This is a genomic window from Corynebacterium sp. CCM 9204, from assembly GCF_041357695.1.
Classification (GTDB): domain Bacteria; phylum Actinomycetota; class Actinomycetes; order Mycobacteriales; family Mycobacteriaceae; genus Corynebacterium.
Genome location: NZ_JAUERX010000001.1, coordinates 600,001 through 618,174, shown reverse-complemented (window position 1 = coordinate 618,174; position 18,174 = coordinate 600,001). Strand labels below are relative to the sequence as shown.

The window sequence follows — 18,174 nt, the reverse complement described above, 5'->3', positions numbered from 1 at the left end:
TTGCGGGTATCCGTCGCGCGTGTCGCAGATGACCGAAGAAGAACGTAGCAGGTCAGAAGTCTGTCACGTAAGGACTGACCGCCATCTCGGATCCATCGGACAATCTCGTTATGTCGAAATCCCCGAATACCGTCGGTGCCAGGCCTCTGAGCAGGCGCAGGCATTCAACAGCGAGGGTCCGGATCTCGACATCAGCGTGTTCAGTGGCCCGCATACCGATGAAGTGCCGCCATGCCCGGTAGTTACCGGTGACGACGATTCGGGACTCGGTCGCGTTGGGAAGCACCGCACGGGCCGCCTGCCGCGCCTGTTTGCGCCGCAACAGGGCGTTAGGCTCATCCGCGAGCTTCTCCTCAAGGCCAGCAAGTAGTTCGTTAAACGTAAAACGAGCGTCATCAATCCCCTGCATGAACAATCTAGTGAGTTCCTCGTCCTCCGCGATCAAAGATGGAACGACAACCTCGCTTTCCTCGAAATGCACGAACCGTTGAGAAAGCTGCGAGAAGGAGAAATGCCGATGTCGGACCAGCTCGTGCGTGGCGGAACGGGAGATTCCCCGCACATACAGCGTCGCACTGGCGTGCTCGAACAGTGCGGTGTGTCCCACCTCCATGATGTGGCGGAGATACGCCGCATTCGCTGCGGTACGCGGGTTCGGTTTGTCGAAGGTTTCGTAACAGGCACGCCCGGCGAACTCAGCCAAGGCCTCACCATCGCAGGCGTCGCTCTCCCAGTCGATGTCCGTTGGTGGTGTGAAGGTGGTGTGGGCGATGACCTGCACCTTCAGGTCGACGGATCTGGCCACGGATCAGTTCTCCTCGGTTGGTTCGATGGGCGGATCGGGGCGGGTTCAGAGACCGAGGTAGTTTTCGAGTCCGACGGTCAGTCCGGGGAACTCATGGATACGTCGTACGCCGACGAGAACACCTGGAACGAAACTCGTACGGTCGTAGGAGTCCTGGCGGATGGTCAACGTCTGCCCCTGGGAGCCAAAGATGACCTCCTCATGGGCAACCATTCCCGTCATGCGCACGGCATGAACCCTGACGCCATCGACATCCGTACCACGCGCGCCATCCAGTGACTGCTCCGTTGCATCGGGCTGCTCCACCATGCCGGCCTCACGGCGGGCTGCAGCAATCCCCTCCGCCGTGTGGATCGCGGTTCCGGACGGCGCATCCAACTTGTTAGGGTGGTGGAATTCAACCACCTCCGCGGACTCGAAGAACTTTGCGGCCTGTTTAGCGAACTGCATAGTCAATACAGCGGAAATCGCGAAGTTCGGGGCAATGAGGACACCCACACCGTCATGCTGTGACTCACTGATCCAGGCACTCACCTGATCGAGACGCTCAGGGGTGAACCCCGTGGTTCCGACGACACACGAGATACCGTGTGAAATACAGAACCTGATGTTCTCCATGACGGCCGAGGGAGCGGTGAAGTCGACGATCACCTGGGTACCGGACTCAACGAGGCGCTCCAGATCATCGCCACGATCAATCTCGGCGACGAGTTCGAGATCCGTTGTATCCCGAATCGCCGCGACCACGGCCTGTCCGACTCGGCCCCCCGCGCCGATAACGCCGACCTTGCTGTACCCATTGTCTGTCATTGGTATTCCTCCAGTGTCCATCGATCTCCGTGACGTGTCCCGGCGCACCCGGAAACACCGTCGCCGCAATGTTCCTGTACCAGTCTAGGCACCTCACGGCAGGCGCTCAGCCCGGGGTGGGTATCCGCTCACCGATAAAACTCCGGGCACGCCACAAAGGTCTCCCGCGATATCGGATGTCAGAGATGAGAATAGATAACCGCCGTCCCCGGTGCTCGGTTCCTGCGGAACCCTTCACCGGGGACGGCGGTTATCGTACGGCGTCTGAGCCGGTGCAGTGGATTACTCCGCAGCATCCTCGTCAACGGGGGCGAGGGAGATCTTTCCGCGGTTGTCAATGTCCAGGATCTCCACCTGAATCTTGTCACCGACGTTCACGACGTCCTCGACACGCTCGATACGCTTCTTGCCACCCAGCTTGGAGATGTGAACCAGGCCGTCGCGGCCCGGCAGCAGGGAGACAAATGCACCGAAATTGGTGGTCTTGACGACGGTTCCGAGGAACCGCTCCCCGACCTTCGGCATCTGCGGGTTGGCGATAGAGTTGATCTTCTCGATCGCGGCGTCTGCGGCCTCCCCGGAGAACGCCGACACGTAGATGGTGCCGTCATCCTCGATGGAAATGTTGGCGCCGGTGTCCTCCGTGATGGAGTTGATCATCTTACCCTTCGGGCCGATGACCTCACCGATCTTGGACTGCGGAACGGTGACGGTGACGATACGCGGAGCCAGAGCACTCATCTCATCGGGACCGTCGATGACCTCGGACATGGTCTCCAGAATCGCCAGCCGGGCGTCCCTCGCCTGGGATAGTGCCCCGGCGAGAACCTCCGATGGAATGCCATCAAGCTTCGTGTCGAGCTGGAGAGCGGTGATGAAGTCTTCCGTCCCGGCCACCTTGAAGTCCATGTCACCGAAAGCGTCCTCGGCCCCGAGGATGTCGGTGAGCGCCACGTAGCGGGTCTCGCCGTCAACCTCGTCGGAGACGAGGCCCATCGCAATACCCGCGACAGGTGCCTTCAACGGCACGCCGGCGTTGTACAGAGAGAGTGTTGACGCGCAGACGGACCCCATGGAGGTGGATCCGTTGGATCCGAGCGCCTCTGACACCTGACGGATGGAGTAGGGGAACTCCTCGCGGGTGGGTAGTACCGGCAGCACCGCACGCTCCGCCAGCGCGCCATGGCCGACTTCACGCCGCTTGGGCGACCCGACACGCCCTGTCTCACCGACCGAATACGGAGGGAAGTTGTAGTGGTGCATGTAGCGCTTGTGATCGACCGGGGACAACGAATCGATCTGCTGCTCCATCTTCAACATGTCCAGGGTGGTCACACCGAGAATCTGCGTTTCACCACGCTCGAAAAGTGAGGAACCATGCGCGCGGGGAATAAGATCGACCTCAACGCCCAGATCCCGGATATCGGTGATTCCGCGGCCGTCGATCCGGAAGTGGTCCGTCAGGATGCGGTGCCGGACGACATCCTTCATCACCGCGTTATATGCGTTCCGGATCTCCTTGCCCCGCTCCGGGAATTTCTCGATGAGCGCGGACTCGACCTCGGCCATGTGCTCGTTGGTCGCGTCATCACGGTCCTGTTTACCCGCGATGGACATCAGCTTGGCCAGCTTGGCCTTGGCCTTCTTCTCCACTGCCGCATAAACATCGTCAGCATAGGGCGGGAAGAGCGGGAACTGCTGGGTTTCTTTCGCCGCTTCCCGGGCCAGCAGACGCTGGGCTTCGCAGAGCTTCTCGATAAACGGTTTCGCTGCCTCAAGCCCCTCTGCGACAACGGATTCCGTCGGGGCGGGGGCGCCCTCTGCGATGCGGGCGATGACGTTCTCGGTGGCTCCGGCCTCAACCATCATGATGGCGACGTCGTCACCGCCGCCCTTCTTACCGGGGACGATACGACCTGCTACCACGATCTCGAACAGGGCCTTGGCATGCTGCTCATGAGTGGGGAACGCGACCCACTGCCCCTTCGGGTGCTTCTCATCGACAACGAGAGCCATCCTGACCCCACCAACGGGGCCGGAGACAGGCAGACCGGAGAGCTGGGTGGCGGCGGATGCGGCGTTAATCGCCACGACGTCGTACATATCTTTCGGATCCATCGACAGAACCGTGATCACGCACTGAACCTCGTTGCGCAGCCCCTTGACGAAGGTCGGGCGCAGCGGGCGGTCGATCAGACGGCAGGCGAGGACGGCCTCCGTGGAGGGGCGCCCCTCCCTGCGGAAGAACGAACCGGGGATTCGTCCAGCGGCGTACATGCGCTCCTCGACATCAACCGTTAGCGGGAAGAAGTCGAATCCCTCGCGGGGATTACTGGAAGCGGTGGTGGTGGCCAGCAGCATCGTTCCCTCATCGAGGTAGGCGGTTACTGATCCACCTGCCTGGCGGGCCAGTTGGCCCGTCTCGAGGCGAATGGTGCGGGTGCCAAAATCACCGTTATCGATTGTGGCAGTTGCCTCGACAATTCCGAATTCGGTGTCATTGTTGATTGTAACGTCGCGCAAGCGAGTTCTCCTTATTCTTGGCCTTCTGCTCGGCGATCTTCGGTGCCGCCGTTCATGTCTTCTTCGTGGAAGGCTCCGCCCCAGACTACCAGCAGGGCATGACAATTACCCCCGCATATTTCGGCATCACGTAATCCCCACCCCCACGGGTCCGGTCGAACCCACTGAACTGTGGATCTCGGCGGAGTGCATATCAACACCTAATTCAGCAGCACATCGGTGGCAGCGACGTGTTTTCCCTATATCGATTACGGGTTTTCTTCCACCCGGTCCCACACCGAGGTTCCCGTCACCACGAACTCCCAGCCCCGAGAACCCCCGAAACACCAGTACGTCGGATGTTCAGGCGCGGTAATCCAGTAACAACGTCGCAGTCTCGCTATCGGTGACGAGGACAGGGTTGATGTCAGTTCGGGAGATTGCCGAGATGGCGGCGACCTTTTCCCAACCCCAGGCCACCATCAGAGGAAGATCGATTTTCTTCAATCGCTCCGGTTCGAGGGAAATGGTGCGGTCACAGAGCACAGTGTGCACATGGCGACCTTTCACGTCGAAGTGGTGTCCAGAGAAATGCGCCACAACACGGTGTTTCTTCAGCTCCCGGCTGATCTGCGGAGTGATGAATGGTTGCAGCAGTTCGCTGGAGCTACCCTGACCGACCGACCCGACCCCGATGACCGCGATGTCCGCGCGAGCAGCGAGCTCCAGTGTTGTGACCATCATTTCCTCACGCCGCGCCCACCGGGCAGCCGTTGTGGAACGCATGACGATCGGTACAGGAAGCAACCGGTAGCCACCACCGAGTTGGTTGGCGAGATTCCGGGTGAGATCAGGTGCATCCACCGCATGATGCTCCGATCGCCCGAAAGATCCCACCATCTGACAGACGACGGACAAGGGCCAGTTCTGTCGAGGCATCGAATCCACCACCGCCGCAACCGACCGCCCGTTGGATAAAGCGATCACCGCCTGTCGGTGCCCAGCACTCTGAATGATGTCGGCAGCGAGTCGACCAACCGCCTGAGCAGGAGTGAACCTACCGAGGGCAGACGCGACGAACACCCTTTCCAGGCCGAGATGGCGGCGCAACTGGCGTTCGAGTTCAAACGACTGCTCCAGAGGATGGTGCACGGTTGTTCGCACCATATGCCGGTCCCGGGCCTCCTTGAGCAGTCGGGAGATTCGAGACCGCGAACAGAACTGCAGGTCAGCTATCTCACCCTGGGATAGATGCTGCTCGTAGTAGAGACGGGCCACTGTGAGAAGTTCCGCGACATGTTCGCGTTCATTCGGTTTCGCATCAGTGCACATAGTTGCAACATCTCCAGCTCATCCGGAATAACTTTTCACCATTGTACATATTTTACCTGCGGTTATTCCCAAATCACATTCACAAAACCTCCACCATCTGCAAAAACGTGCACCAATACACTCCCTTAATCCCCATCCATCTGGAAATCTTCAAATCAGGCAACCGCCGTTATCACGTCAATTTTGAGGAGTAAACTATGTCACAGTTTGTACGCACCATTCTCGGCGACGTGGCCCCTGAGACGCTCGGTGTGGTCAATTCCCATGATCATCTGATCAGGGTCGGCGCAGGTGAGGTGTACATCGACGCCGACCATCAGCTCGCGGACGTCGACAAGGCCGTCGAAGAAGCCACCTATTTCGTCGAGGCATCCAGGAACTGGGCCGACGGCGGGACCGTCGTCGACATGTGCCCCGCCAACTGTGGCCGCGACCTCGATAAACTCGCCGAGGTGAACCGGCGTGTCCCGGGCCTCCAGATCATCGCCACAACCGGCTTCCACCGAGAGCACGTGTACCTGGAAACACAGTCCCACTGGGTGAGCCGCTACAGCGTGGATCAGATCGCAGATCTGCTCATCGCCGACATCACCGAGGGAATCGACCGGCACGATTACTCCGGCCCGATTGTCGACCGCACCGAGTACAAGGCGGGCTGCATCAAGGTCGCCACCGCCTACGGAAAGATCACGCCCTTCGAACGCAAGTGCATGGAGGCCTGCGCCAAAGCCTCCCTCGAGACCGGTGCACCGATCAACACCCACACCACCTACGGCACGTGCGGGCTGGAACAGGCGCAGCAACTGATCGAGATGGGCGTACCCGCCGACCAGATCGCGATCGGTCATATCCAGCGAAACGCCGACGTCTACTACCTCCGACAGATTCTCGACACCGGTGCGTGGTTGGAGATTGACGGAACGTACCGCATCAAGTATCAGCCGGAGTCAAACCGAATGATGGAACTGAAGGAACTGGGTGACAAAGGCTACGGGGACCGAATTCTGCTGGGCACGGATTCCGGGAAACGGAGCTACCAGAAGGCCTACGGTGCAATCACCGGAGTGGATTTCAATCCTGCCGTCGACGGACCGCGCATGCTCGATGAGGGATTCGACCCGGAGTACGTCAACAAGTTGCTGGTGACCAATGGTCAGCGGTTCTTCACCATGCGGGGAGCTGAATAGCCATGAGACCACAACTTCAGGTCGCGGTGGACTCCCTCGATATGGTCTCCGCTCTCGGACCTTTGAACAAAGCGGTCGGACACGTCGACATCATCGAGTGCGGAACGATTCTGGTGATCGCAGAGGGCCTCCGGGCCGTCCGCGAGATCCGTGCTCTCTATCCCGAAAAGACCATTCTCGCCGATGTCCGTATCGCCGAGGCGGGCAGCCTCATCGCCCGCCAGTGCTTCGAAGCCGGTGCCGACTGGGTCTCCTGCGTAGCAGGCGCATCACTCGCCACCATCGAGCAGGTTGTCAAGGTCGCCCGGGAATACGGCGGTCAGGTTCAGGTCGAGCTCGGCGAAACCTACTCCGCTGATCGGGCACGATCCTGGCGGGACCTCGGGGTTCAACACGTCATCGTGAAACGATCCCGCGACCGGGAGGCCGCCGGAGATCTGTCGTGGGGAGACACCGATATCCAACGAATCAGCGAACTCGCCGAGATGGGTTTCACCGTCACCGTAACGGGTGGCATCAAGGCCAGCGAACTCGATGTCTTCACCGGGCGACCTGTGGGGGTCGTGATCGCAGGACGCGAAATCATGAAAGCAGCGGACCCGAAGGCCTCTGCCCTCAACCTACAGAACGCAATCAGTCAGGTCTGGCCATGAGTACCATCCGTCTCGGAATCTACGAGAAGGCTCTCATCAGTGGCCCCTGGCCCGAGTTCTTTGAGCAGGTCAAGGCCGGAGGTTTCCACTTCGTTGACCTGTCCGTCGACGAAACCCCTGAGCGGGCTGCACGGCTGGACTGGTCGCAGGAACAGCGAGATGCGGTCCGTGGAGCCGCCCGCGATGCGGGGGTGCAGATCGGAGGAATCTGCCTCTCCCTGCACCGGAGAATCATGCCCGGATCCGCTGATCCCGAAATCCGGGAACAGGCCCGCGAAGTGTACCGGAAAGGTATCGACCTGGCTCATGACCTGGGGGTATCGGTCGTACAGGTCGCCGGGTACTACGCCTACTACGAGGAGGATGATCCCGGCAGCCGGATGCGCTACATCGAAACGCTAAAGGACGCGATGCCGTATGCGGCGCACAAGGGCATCATCCTCGCGATCGAGAACGTTGACGGGAATGACATCTCCTCGGTGCAGGACGCGATGGCGGTGGTCGATGAGTGTCACAGTCCGTGGGTACAGATCTACCCCGATGTCGGCAACATCGCGGAACACGGCGGGGACGCGACCGAAGAATTGGCGGCGGGTTCCGGGCACATGGTCGCCCTGCACGTCAAGGATGTCCTCCCCGGTGAGCCACGTCGGATCGCATTCGGCACCGGTGTCGCCGACTTCGACGCGGCATTCACGGAACTCAGGCGACAGGACTGGGACGGGCGAATCATGCTCGAAATGTGGAATGACGATTCCCCGGATTCGCTGGAAACCTGCACAAACGCCCGGCGCTTCATCGAAGAAAGACTCATTTCCGCCGGTTGCATCGTGCAACCCCGACGCAGTGAAGGAGGCAACACCGAATGATGCTCAAGGAACTACGGGAGCAGGTCTGCGAAGGCAACCTGGCGCTTCCCCGGCACGGTCTCGTCGCATGGACGGGAGGTAACCTCTCGGCACTCGCCGACTCCGGTGACCGGATCGTCATCAAACCATCCGGCAGGCTGTACACCGAGATGACCCCGGATGACATGGTGATCGTGAGCCTCGACGGGCGCATCATCGAAGGTACCCACGGGCCCAGCTCGGACACCTCCTCACACCTCGGGATCTACCGGGGCCGTGAAGACGTCAAATCAGTGGTACACACCCACTCCACCTACGCGACCGCCTGGGCGGCACTCGGAGAGGAGATCCCCTGCTGCCTCACCGCAATCTCAGATGAGTTCGGAGGACCAATCCCCTGCGGCGGCTACGCGCGAATAGGGGGCAACGCGATCGGAGAAGAGATCCTCCGCAGCATCGGCCACTCACCGGCAATTCTCATGAAACAGCACGGCGTCTTCACCATCGGCCCAGGAATCCAGAAGGCGCTCCAGGCCGCCGTGATGGTTGAGGACGTTGCACATACCATGTGGGCCGCACGGCTCATGGGTACACCAATCCCGCTTCCCGAAGAGGAAATCGCGGCCAACTTTGACCGCTACACCCATCGTTACGGGACAGCCCAAGCATCCGAAGGGGTGACTGAAAATGTTTGACATCACATCCATTGGCGAAGGCCAGATCCGACTGACAGTGATCGAGGGGCGACGACTCGTCAGCTCCACAAAGGTTCTGCTCAACGCTGCATGCTCGGAAGCGAACGTGTGCGGAGTTCTCTCCCAACTCGGACGCGCCACATCATGGTGCTCAATCCTGCCCGAGGGGGACCTCGCGGAGCGTTGCCTCTCCGAATACCGCTCCGTCGGCGTTGATCTCTCCAATATGATTCGTGTGCCCGAGGGCCGGACCGCACTGTACTTCATGGAGCCCGGCAAATCACCGATGCCGTCCCGGGTAACCTACGATCGCCAACACACCCCGTTTCGAGATATCCGGGTCGATGACGTCAACTGGGATTCCATGCTGGACACCAAACTCGTGTTCGTCACCGGAATCACCGCCTCACTGACCGACAACACCGGTGAAGTCATCACCCACTTCGTCAACTCCGCCGCCGATAGGGGCATCGACGTGGTTCTCGACGTGAACTACCGGGGTCTGCTTTGGTCCCCGGAGAAAGCGGCTGAGGTGCTCACCCCCATCGCGGAGAAATCCACTGCGCTATTCTGTTCCCGACGCGACGCCGAGATCGTCTTCGGTATCACCGGCGACGGCCCCGGGTGCGCTAGGACCCTGCGTAAGCGTTTCGGCGCGACATATGTGGTGTCGACGGATCAGACGAATCCGGTGTACTACGCGGGGCCGGACGGTGAGGACAGCGTCACCGTCGAGACCGTCCCCATCGTGGATCGTCCCGGAGCCGGGGACAGCTTCGTCGCCGGTTGCCTGCACGGCTTCCTGTCCGGGGACATGCGCAGAGGTGTCGAATACGGCAAGGCGATCGCGAAGTACGCACTCACCCACCACGGTGATCTGACGAGAATCAATCCGGCAGAACTGTCCATCCCCACCACCGCAGACATCATCCGCTAGCGGATTGTCCAGAGATTAAGGATATCCCCATGTCCAACACACCTACTGCGCCGGTGATGACTGCCGCCAGTCAGATTGACGCCGGGAAACTCACCCGCAACCAGAAATCCATCGTCGGCCTCGTCATCATGGGCAACATCGCCGAATTCTTCGACATCTTCCTCATCGGCTTCGTGGTGTCGCTCCTGGTCAAACCGTGGAATCTCTCAGGCTTCGAAGCCGGAGTCATCCTCGCATGCTCCGGACTCGGAACCGTGGCTGGAGCCATTCTGTGGGGCCGACTGGCCGACAAGGTCGGCCGTAAGGGTGCATTCTGGTGGTGCATCGTGCTCCTCGTGGTTTTCACTGCACTCTGCATCATCACCCCGGATCGCGGCTGGTGGATGCTCGCGATTCTTCGGATCGGCGTCGGCATCGGCGTCGGTGGTCTCAACATCACCTCGATCCCCTACGTCCAGGAATTCGTCCCCGCCAAGCACCGTGGACTTCTCGCAGGTCTCGCGTCCGTGTTCATTCCCGTCGGCCTGCTGTTGGGCGCCCAGGCACAGCAATGGCTCGCCGAGCCCATCGGCTGGCGCGGCCTGATCGCACTCGGCGTCATTCCGGTGTTCCTCCTGTTCTGGCTGGCACGGGTCCCCGAATCCCCCCGCTTCCTGCAGACCCACGGCCGGGCCGAGGAAGCCAAAGAGGCGTACGCCTGGGCCCTGATGGTTCCTGTCGGAGAAGTCGGTGACCTCCCTGAACTGAAGAAGGAAAGCTCCGCCAGCTTCAGCAAACTCTTTGAATCCCACAAGAAGTCCCTGGCGCTGATCACCCTCGGTTCGTTCTGCTTCATCCTGGGTTCCTTCACCATCCAGTCCTGGGGCCAGACCCTCCTCAAGGACGGTTTCGGCTACACGGCCTCGATGGTCGGCCTGATGTTCACGTTCGTCTCGCTAGCGGACATCATCGGGCGCCTCAGCTCCGCGTGGCTGTCCGACATCATCGGCCGCAGGTGGGTCATGTTCAGCTTCGGAATGCTCGGTGCCGCAGGCTGCGTAATATCCGCCACGGCCTCCACGGGAACTGTCTTCTTCATCGGTATCCTCATCGCGATGATGTTCGGCGACGGTGCGTTCGGCATCCTCAACGCCTTCGGTGCCGAACAGTTCCCGAACGATGTGCGTTCGACCGGCCTGGGACTCGGCTACGGTATCGGCGCTTCCGCGAAGATCTTCGGACCGGCCCTCATGGGGTTCCTCATCGGCGGTTCTGCGATCCGGCAGGATGTAACCCTTGATGCGGTACCACCCGCGTTCTTCCTGTTCGCGGCACTACTGGCACTAGGTGGTATTACCTACCTGTTCGCCAAGGAGACGAAGGCCCTGCAACTGGAGAAGATCTGACATTCTCCGCGAAACGCGGTTCCCATGGAAAGAACACCGTTGTACACGGCTGCACGGCCACTCACCCCTGAGTCGGCGGGAAGATTCCCACGATCTCCCGCCGACTTTTTGTCAGCCACCCGGGGATGTGTACCGCACGCCACTCCCTTACGATGCCGATACGGTTACACACGCCGACCAGGTTGCGCTATATCCAAACAGAACTGGGTATCGCGCAGAATATTCCTTTCCTGTACCGCCTCCGGTGCTCTCGGCTTCTGCCGAAGAGGCAATGACACGGAAAACCGCCGACCCGAAAAACGGGACCGGCGGTTGAACGTTGTTAAGAAAACCTCAGCGGCGAAGGCCCAGTCGGGAGATCAGGTCGCGGTAACGGTCGACGTTGTTCTCCTTCAGGTACTTCAACAGGCCGCGGCGACGACCGACCATGAGGAGCAGACCACGGCGGGAGTGATGATCGTGCTTGTGGAACTTGAGGTGCTCGGTGAGTTCACGGATACGCGTGGTGAGCAGTGCGATCTGGGCCTCCGGCGAACCGGTATCGGACTCGTGCAGACCGAATTCGGCCAGGATGGACTTCTTCTTCTCGGTGGAAAGTGCCACGGAGTATTCTCCTCTTACATAATTTCAGTCCACATGAAAATTCCGTGTGTTCCCTCTTGCCATTAACCAGAGCCTGCGGGAAAGAAAAGGCGTCGGGAACCCACGGGGAGCAACTGCTGTGGACCGCAGTCACAAACCTCACGATACTATAGCATGTTGCCCCACCATCCCCTTAGCTTTCGGCTCGAGTTGCCATTATCTGGCGTGTGCGCAGGACATCACGGCCCATTGCGGTCAGTAGGTCATCGACACCGTTGAACTTCTCCATGCCCCGTAGCCTCTCAATGAACTCGATCCGGCAGTGCCGACCGTAAAGATCGGCATCGCGGTCCAGGACGAATGCCTCAACGCTACGACGCTCGTCACCGAAGGTCGGGTTCGTGCCTATCGAGATCGCCGTCACATAACGGACTCCGGGTTCCATGTCACCGTCGATCGGTTCATTTCCTGAATCATTGATGACGGTGAACCAGCCGCAGTAGACCCCATCAGCGGGGACCGCGACGGAATCGGGAAAGTAGAGATTTGCCGTCGGGTAACCGAGTTCCCGTCCCCCACGTCCGGCCCCCCGGACCACTTCACCGGAGAGTCGGAACGCTCGCCCGAGTGCCCAGTTAGCGCGCGCCACATTCCCGTCGCGCAACAGGCTACGAATCACCGAAGACGATATCGTGACACCGTCCTCGGTGAACAGCTCCTGTACATCGACCTGCACTCCATACACCTCACCGAGCTGACGGAGGGTGATTGTGTTCCCCGAGGCCCTGTGCCCGAAAGTGAAGTTCTCTCCCACGACAACGGCTGTCGCTTTCAGTCTCTCCACAAGTACACCCCGGACAAACTCCTCGGGACTCTCCTTCGCCATTTCCGCGGTAAACGGCACGACAAGCATGTGATCGACGCCGAGTTCGCTGGCGATATGCGCCCGAGACTCCATGGTATCCAGCATCGGGGGGAGCTTCTCCGGAGCGAAAACCGCCATCGGATGCGGGTCGAAGGTCATCAGGACGGTCGGCACCCCGTATTCGTGGGAGCGATGTATCGCAGTGGTGATCAGTTTCCGGTGTCCACGATGTACTCCGTCGAAAACACCGATGGTGACCACCGAGCCATCGAGGTCAGCGGGTATCTGCTGCAGTCCATGCCAAATGTCCACCGGTTCAGGTTACGCGATCGCCTAAACTGTCCGCATGACTGATCCCCTCGCCAGATCCGGACTCATCATCGTCGATAAGCCCGCCGGGTTGACCTCGCACGATGTCATTGCGCGTCTTCGCAGAGCTTTCGGGACCAGGAAGGTCGGGCATGCCGGAACACTGGATCCGATGGCCACCGGGGTTCTGGTCGTGGGCATCGAACGGGGCACCCGGTTCTTGGCTCACCTGGTGGCCGAGACGAAGTCCTACACCGGGACGATCCGGTTAGGGAGTTCGACGTCCACCGATGATGCGGAGGGCGAGGTGCTCACCGTGGCACCGGATGGAGCTGTGTCCACGCTTGATGACGCCACGATCACCACCGCACTGGATGGGTTACGCGGCGAGATCATGCAGAAACCGAGCTCGGTGAGCGCAATCAAGATCAACGGAAAGAGGGCACACGAGCGTGTCCGTGCAGGTGAATCCGTCGATATTCCGGCCCGCCCGGTAACGGTTCACCGTCTCGATGTCTCCGCTCAGCGTCGAACGACCGACCACCTGGATCTGGATGTGGATGTTCTGTGCTCCTCCGGAACCTACATCCGTTCCCTTGCCCGCGATCTCGGCGAGATACTCGGCGTCGGTGGGCACCTCACCTCACTCCGCAGGACATCAGTAGGCCCATTCAGCATTTCCGCGGCACGCCCACTGACAGAGATCATGGAAACCCCCCGCTTGTCGTTAAGCCTCGACGAGGCACTGATCGCGGCCTTCCCCGTCCTAGAGGTCACACAGGAGGACGGCTCCGCACTTGCGATGGGAAAGTGGCTGGAACCCCGTGGTGTGAAGGGCGTACACGCGGCGGTGACACCTGACGGACGTGCAATCGCCCTGGTGAAGGAGGGGCGCAAACGTCTGGCAACAGTGTTCGTCGCCCGCCCGTCGACACTGTGAACGCCATCTCTATGTGACCGCTGTTGTCGCGATGACGTACCCGTCCCGCATCGCCCACCTCCCGGATATGAATGGTACGGGTGTGGGGCGAACCAGCAGATAAGACACGAATGTACCGTCGCGACGAAGGTCGATCTCGGCTTGATCGAAGCCGAGCCACCGGCGGGTCAGAGGGAACCACGCCTTGTAGGTTGCCTCCTTCGCACAGAAAAGCAACAGGTCGGCACTCTGCACCCCCTCATCCGTGAGTTTCTTCAACTGCGGAAGTTCACCGTCCCGCGCGATCGATTCCAGCACCCCCTCCGGCAGTGCGGCGATGGGTTCAGCATCGAGGCCCATCGACCGCACCAGCAACGACGGCGCAATCACCGCGGCGCGGAACCCCACCGTGTGGGTGAGCGACCCGGACACCGTCGGTGGCAGCAGAGGCATACCCCGCTCGCCACGGAGAATGGGCATTCCCGTATCGATACCGAGCTGCTCCAACGCCCGATGCGCACACCAACGGGCATCCCCAAACTCGGCTTTCCGCACATCGAGGGCATGCGACACCAGTGCTTTCTCCAGTGGATGCAGTCCGTTGTAGTTCGTAAGATCATTGGCCCCGATCTCGGTCTTCACCCAGCAGAACCTGGCGGAGTCCGGAAACAGTTCCCGGTCAAGCATTCCGCACCTCCATCACCGGGTAGGGCCAGGTCCACTCCCCCCGGAGATGCCGGTTCCATTCCCTCGGGTACCCGAGGGACACCTCGATGTGCGGGATACCGTCAACCACCGTCGTTCCGGGAGTGTGCAAGTGGCCGTAGACAACTGCCCTAGCCCCGTAACGCCTCGCCCAGGACCGTGTGTGCCGCGTCCCACACCAGAGCGAGAGTTCCGGGAACGCGATCTTTTTCACCGGCTCGATGACCAACGGCCAGTGGTTGACCAGAATGGTCGGTCCACTGACCTTACTGAGACGTTTGATCGAGTACGCGAGCCGATCCCAGCACCAGGCACGGATGTCGACGAACGGCGCGATGGCGAACTGGTCCGTCATCACCACCTGCCGGTCGTGCGCGGCCTGGACGGCCTGGTCCACCGTGTACCCCGTCTTCCTGAACGAGTAATCGTAGAGGGTGAACAGGGGAACGACAGTCACCCCGTCGAATACCGGGTAGGGATCTTCAGGAGTGAGCACGTCGATCTTCCGACAGCCGACGACGAGCTCATCATACTTAGCCCGACCCTGGTGCCGGTCCGTCGAGCGGCAGAACAGCTCATGATTACCCGGCACCCAGATCACGCAGGCGAAACGTTTACGGAGCCGGTTGAGAATCTGCAACACCAGCTCGGTACGTTCCGCCACATCCCCTGCCACGATCAGCCAGTCCGATGGATCGCGCGGCTGGATCGAATCGATCATCTCAGTATTGTCCTTCACCGCACCGTGCAGGTCAGCGACCGCCCACAGGGTCTGCGTGACCGCTCCCGGAGAACCGGCGGCACCGCTCGAGCTGGAGGACATGGACATGCGGTTCATTATGCCGCACCACTGCCGACACCACCGTCCTTTTCTCCTAGATCGGTGGTACTGCCCGCACCGGCCCAGCGCATCGAACGGAAGCGCCAGATCACAAAGCCGAGGCGGAGGAACATGAAGGCACTCAGCCCACACCAGACACCAGTCAACCCGGAATCTGTGAGCAGGGCGAGCCATACCCCGGGGACGAATCCGATGAGAACAGATGTGATCGTCGCATTCCGCAGATAAGCGACATCCCCGGCCCCCAGGAGAACACCGTCGAGAGCGAACACCACTCCCCCCGCGATGATCATCACGATCAACAACCACCAGGGGCCGGACATAGCGGCGAGAGTCTCCGTATCGGAGGTGAACAGACCCGGGATGAATCCATGCCCGAACGCGAACACCACGGCGAGGACGACAGCCAGTCCACAGGAGTACGCGGTCACGCGGGTACCGACGCTTCGGGCGAGCTGCGCGGTGCCTGCACCGAGTGCTGCCCCGGTCATGGCCTGCGCAGCGATGGCAAGGGAATCGAGCACGAGTGAAAGGAAGTTCCAGAGTTGCAGCATCACCTGGTGTGCAGCGAGGGAAGCGGCACCGAATCGAGCAGACACCGCTGCCGCTGAGATCATCGCGATCTGGAAGGACAGTGACCGGGCGATGAGATCCCGCCCCATAACCAACTGTTTTCGCATAATCCTCAGGTTGGGGCGCCAGTCGCCCTCATGCATCCTCGCCAGGCAGACCAGGAAGAGAATGGCAGTGATCGATTCACCCGTGAGGTTCGCCCACGCGGAGCCGACGATCCCGAAATGCCCGACCAGGTAGGGGACCAGAGCAGCGGATGGGATCACCCCGGCGAGAGTGAACCACAACGGCAGACGAGTGTTCTGGATCCCCCGAAGCCAACCGTTTCCGGCCATCGTCACCAGAATCAGCGGGATACCCAAGCCTGCGACACGCAACCAGGTGGTAGCCTCCGCTGAGACAACAGTGTCACCGGCCAACCACAGCGTCAATCTGGGGGCGGCGGTGAGAATCACCACAGCGATCAGGAAACCGACGGTGAGCGCGACCCATGTCGCGTGAATTCCTTCTCCGACCGCATCGCGTTCCTTCCCCGCACCGTAGAGCCGCGCTGACCGTGCTGTTGTTCCGTAGCTGAGAAAGGTCAACTGCGTGGTGACCGTCGCCTGAATTGTGGTGGCGGCGCCGAGCGCGGCGAGTTCGTGCTGCCCGAGACGCCCGACAACCGCCGTGTCCAGAAGCAGGTAGAGCGGGGTTGCGGCGAGAACCCCCAGTGCAGGAAGTGCCAGTGCGAGGATCTCCCGGAGGCTGACCTTCTCCAACTTCCGTGCTGTCGCATCCGATTGTTCGCTGATGTTCACAGCGCAACCGCATGTTCGTCGACAGCGCGGCGGACAGCGTTGAGAACCGTGGCCCGGCTTCCCGGCACAGTGGCCCCTGCCGCGAGAAGATGTCCGCCTCCACCGAGGACACCAGCTACCGCAGCGACGTTGTAGTCGGTGGAACGTAGCGAGATAGACCAGATTCCGGGGTGGTTTTCCTTGAGGAGGACCCCGATTCCCTGCCCTGTGGCACGGACGAAGTCAGTGAGTGATTCGATAGTCGCCGGATTCGTCTCCGTGATCGTTGAATGATCTGCGGTGAGAACGGTCATCCCAGGGCCGTCAGGGTGGGTTTCCACTCCGGTGAGGACTCTGCCGATGATCCTCAGATCATCCGGTGTCGTCGCGTCCATGAGATCCACCGCGATGGCACGCGTGTCAATGCCGCATTCCATCAGTCTCGCCGCCATCAGGTGCATTCCGGGGCCACCCCAACGGAAACTACCGGTGTCGGTGACCAGTCCCGCGTAGAGGGCGTGGGCCATGTCCCTGTCAATGTCATGACCGGCGACCGTGAACCAGCGGTACAGGATGGCTGTGGTTGATTCAGCGTCGGGTTCGATGACATCGACGGTGCCGAATCCGGTGTTCGACGAGTGATGGTCGATGACAAGGACACGGTCGTGTCCGCCGATGCCTGCCGCACAGCTTCCGGTACGCCCGAGGTCTCCGCAGTCGACAGTGACCACGAGATCCGCGTCCGGGAGGCGATCTACCAGTTGAATGTCGCCGCAACCCGGGATCGTGCGGAGGTTCACCGCGACGGGATCCTGCTGTCCGATGACACCAGTCGCGTCGATGCCCCGTCGCCGGAGCATAGCGACGGTCGCACATACGCTACCGATCGCATCGGCGTCAGGCCGGATGTGTCCGACAACGACGGCCCTCCCGACGGCGGTAGGATCAATCAGTTCCTCAGCGGCGGTGAAATCCCAGTCCGCCACAGTGTCAGTTCTCCTCGATGCGGTACGGATTCTCGTCGCCCACGGGCTTGGCGTTCTCGCGGAGCTTTGCCAGTTCCTCGTCACGCGCCCTGGCCTTGGCGAGAAGCTGTTCCATGTGATCCGCAGCCTGCGGCACCGTATCGTGGGAGAACGCCAATGTGGGAGTGAAACGCACTCCGAGGTCGTCACCGACGATCTTGCGGAGCTGCCCGCGATATCGTTTGAGTGCCTCCGCAGCGGCAGGAACGTCAGGTTGCTCATCGACGGTCTCGCCCCGGACGGTGTAGTAAATGGTTGCGTCGTGGAGATCTCCCGTGACCTTACAGTCCGTGATGGTGATCAGTTCCAGACGGGGGTTGTTGATCTCATTCTCGATCGCAGTCGCGACGATCATCTGGATGCGCTTGGCCATTCTGGCGGCGCGGGCGTGGTCAACCATGGTCGAGACTCCTCACAGTTCA

18 protein-coding genes are annotated in these 18,174 nt (G+C 60.8%); 7 read left to right on the top strand and 11 right to left on the bottom strand.

What is annotated here, in order from left to right:
- Positions 1-52 precede the first annotated feature (52 nt).
- The 4 genes from thyX to QWU43_RS02680 all read right to left on the bottom strand — a co-directional run bounded on the left by thyX (position 53) and on the right by QWU43_RS02680 (position 5,449).
- Positions 53-805, bottom strand: coding sequence for an FAD-dependent thymidylate synthase (thyX, locus tag QWU43_RS02695; protein ID WP_370917061.1), 753 nt, complete (start codon positions 803-805; stop codon positions 53-55).
- Positions 806-850: 45 nt separating this feature from the next.
- Positions 851-1,615: a 4-hydroxy-tetrahydrodipicolinate reductase gene (dapB, locus tag QWU43_RS02690; protein ID WP_370917060.1), complete on the bottom strand. Its 765-nt coding sequence runs from the start codon at positions 1,613-1,615 to the stop codon at positions 851-853.
- A 282-nt stretch (positions 1,616-1,897) separates the two neighbouring features.
- Positions 1,898-4,138 carry a polyribonucleotide nucleotidyltransferase gene (locus QWU43_RS02685; protein WP_370913976.1) on the bottom strand — a complete coding sequence of 747 codons (2,241 nt, stop codon included), beginning with the start codon at positions 4,136-4,138 and terminating at the stop codon, positions 1,898-1,900.
- A gap of 342 nt (positions 4,139-4,480) precedes the next feature.
- A complete protein-coding gene (locus QWU43_RS02680; protein ID WP_370913975.1) occupies positions 4,481-5,449 on the bottom strand; it encodes a sugar-binding transcriptional regulator in 969 nt (322 codons plus the stop codon).
- Positions 5,450-5,646: 197 nt separating this feature from the next.
- Between QWU43_RS02680 and QWU43_RS02675 the strand changes: the two genes are divergently transcribed.
- Genes QWU43_RS02675 through QWU43_RS02650 form a run of 6 tightly spaced genes read left to right on the top strand, consistent with a single transcriptional unit; the run spans position 5,647 to position 11,154 of the window.
- Positions 5,647-6,636: a phosphotriesterase gene (locus QWU43_RS02675; protein WP_370917059.1), complete on the top strand. Its 990-nt coding sequence runs from the start codon at positions 5,647-5,649 to the stop codon at positions 6,634-6,636.
- Positions 6,637-6,638: 2 nt separating this feature from the next.
- A complete protein-coding gene (locus QWU43_RS02670) occupies positions 6,639-7,289 on the top strand; it encodes an orotidine 5'-phosphate decarboxylase / HUMPS family protein (protein ID WP_370913973.1) in 651 nt (216 codons plus the stop codon).
- Positions 7,286-8,158, top strand: a complete 873-nt coding sequence (locus tag QWU43_RS02665) for an L-ribulose-5-phosphate 3-epimerase (protein ID WP_370917058.1) — start codon at positions 7,286-7,288, stop codon at positions 8,156-8,158. Before QWU43_RS02670 ends, QWU43_RS02665 begins: the two co-directional genes overlap by 4 nt.
- Complete coding sequence (locus QWU43_RS02660) at positions 8,155-8,832, top strand: L-ribulose-5-phosphate 4-epimerase (protein ID WP_370913971.1); 678 nt, start codon at positions 8,155-8,157, stop codon at positions 8,830-8,832. Before QWU43_RS02665 ends, QWU43_RS02660 begins: the two co-directional genes overlap by 4 nt.
- Positions 8,825-9,769, top strand: a complete 945-nt coding sequence (locus QWU43_RS02655) for a sugar kinase (protein WP_370913970.1) — start codon at positions 8,825-8,827, stop codon at positions 9,767-9,769. The genes QWU43_RS02660 and QWU43_RS02655 overlap by 8 nt, the downstream gene beginning before the upstream one ends.
- A 29-nt stretch (positions 9,770-9,798) precedes the next feature.
- Positions 9,799-11,154, top strand: coding sequence for an MFS transporter (locus QWU43_RS02650; protein WP_370917057.1), 1,356 nt, complete (start codon positions 9,799-9,801; stop codon positions 11,152-11,154).
- 333 nt (positions 11,155-11,487) lie between these two features.
- On the opposite strand, the gene rpsO is transcribed toward QWU43_RS02650, so the two are convergent.
- Both rpsO and QWU43_RS02640 read right to left on the bottom strand, forming a co-directional pair.
- The gene (gene rpsO, locus QWU43_RS02645; RefSeq protein ID WP_198736110.1) at positions 11,488-11,757 is read right to left on the bottom strand and encodes a 30S ribosomal protein S15; all 270 of its coding nucleotides are present in this window, start codon (positions 11,755-11,757) and stop codon (positions 11,488-11,490) included.
- Between the two features lie 172 nt (positions 11,758-11,929).
- On the bottom strand, positions 11,930-12,913 hold the full coding sequence (locus QWU43_RS02640; RefSeq protein WP_370917056.1) for a bifunctional riboflavin kinase/FAD synthetase: 984 nt from the start codon (positions 12,911-12,913) through the stop codon (positions 11,930-11,932).
- A gap of 34 nt (positions 12,914-12,947) precedes the next feature.
- Here QWU43_RS02640 and truB point away from each other — a divergent pair, with 34 nt between their 5' ends.
- Positions 12,948-13,850 (top strand): tRNA pseudouridine(55) synthase TruB, encoded by a 903-nt coding sequence (truB, locus tag QWU43_RS02635; protein WP_370917055.1) that lies wholly within the window; start codon positions 12,948-12,950, stop codon positions 13,848-13,850.
- Between the two features lie 9 nt (positions 13,851-13,859).
- On the opposite strand, the gene QWU43_RS02630 is transcribed toward truB, so the two are convergent.
- Genes QWU43_RS02630 through rbfA form a run of 5 tightly spaced genes read right to left on the bottom strand, consistent with a single transcriptional unit; the run spans position 13,860 to position 18,152 of the window.
- Positions 13,860-14,516 carry a 4'-phosphopantetheinyl transferase gene (locus QWU43_RS02630; RefSeq protein WP_370913966.1) on the bottom strand — a complete coding sequence of 219 codons (657 nt, stop codon included), beginning with the start codon at positions 14,514-14,516 and terminating at the stop codon, positions 13,860-13,862.
- Positions 14,509-15,357, bottom strand: a complete 849-nt coding sequence (locus QWU43_RS02625) for a metallophosphoesterase (RefSeq protein WP_370913965.1) — start codon at positions 15,355-15,357, stop codon at positions 14,509-14,511. The genes QWU43_RS02630 and QWU43_RS02625 overlap by 8 nt, the downstream gene beginning before the upstream one ends.
- Positions 15,358-15,371: 14 nt before the next feature.
- Entirely contained in the window at positions 15,372-16,742 is a 1,371-nt protein-coding gene (locus QWU43_RS02620) for an MATE family efflux transporter (protein WP_370917200.1), read from the bottom strand.
- A 2-nt stretch (positions 16,743-16,744) separates the two neighbouring features.
- Positions 16,745-17,713: a bifunctional oligoribonuclease/PAP phosphatase NrnA gene (locus QWU43_RS02615; protein WP_370917054.1), complete on the bottom strand. Its 969-nt coding sequence runs from the start codon at positions 17,711-17,713 to the stop codon at positions 16,745-16,747.
- Positions 17,714-17,717: 4 nt separating this feature from the next.
- A complete protein-coding gene (gene rbfA / locus QWU43_RS02610) occupies positions 17,718-18,152 on the bottom strand; it encodes a 30S ribosome-binding factor RbfA (protein ID WP_370913963.1) in 435 nt (144 codons plus the stop codon).
- Positions 18,153-18,174 lie beyond the last annotated feature (22 nt).

What these genes read in the sequence shown, in the direction of transcription:
- QWU43_RS02660 (WP_370913971.1), top strand. Translation starts at nt 8,155, where the DNA reads ATGATGCTCAAGGAACTACGGGAGCAGGTCTGCGAAGGCAACCTGGCG.
- QWU43_RS02650 (WP_370917057.1), top strand. Translation starts at nt 9,799, where the DNA reads ATGTCCAACACACCTACTGCGCCGGTGATGACTGCCGCCAGTCAGATT.
- rbfA (WP_370913963.1), bottom strand. Translation starts at nt 18,152, where the DNA reads ATGGTTGACCACGCCCGCGCCGCCAGAATGGCCAAGCGCATCCAGATG.
- dapB (WP_370917060.1), bottom strand. Translation starts at nt 1,615, where the DNA reads ATGACAGACAATGGGTACAGCAAGGTCGGCGTTATCGGCGCGGGGGGC.
- QWU43_RS02675 (WP_370917059.1), top strand. Translation starts at nt 5,647, where the DNA reads ATGTCACAGTTTGTACGCACCATTCTCGGCGACGTGGCCCCTGAGACG.
- QWU43_RS02680 (WP_370913975.1), bottom strand. Translation starts at nt 5,449, where the DNA reads ATGTGCACTGATGCGAAACCGAATGAACGCGAACATGTCGCGGAACTT.
- QWU43_RS02655 (WP_370913970.1), top strand. Translation starts at nt 8,825, where the DNA reads ATGTTTGACATCACATCCATTGGCGAAGGCCAGATCCGACTGACAGTG.
- truB (WP_370917055.1), top strand. Translation starts at nt 12,948, where the DNA reads ATGACTGATCCCCTCGCCAGATCCGGACTCATCATCGTCGATAAGCCC.
- QWU43_RS02630 (WP_370913966.1), bottom strand. Translation starts at nt 14,516, where the DNA reads ATGCTTGACCGGGAACTGTTTCCGGACTCCGCCAGGTTCTGCTGGGTG.
- QWU43_RS02665 (WP_370917058.1), top strand. Translation starts at nt 7,286, where the DNA reads ATGAGTACCATCCGTCTCGGAATCTACGAGAAGGCTCTCATCAGTGGC.
- QWU43_RS02670 (WP_370913973.1), top strand. Translation starts at nt 6,639, where the DNA reads ATGAGACCACAACTTCAGGTCGCGGTGGACTCCCTCGATATGGTCTCC.
- QWU43_RS02625 (WP_370913965.1), bottom strand. Translation starts at nt 15,357, where the DNA reads ATGTCCTCCAGCTCGAGCGGTGCCGCCGGTTCTCCGGGAGCGGTCACG.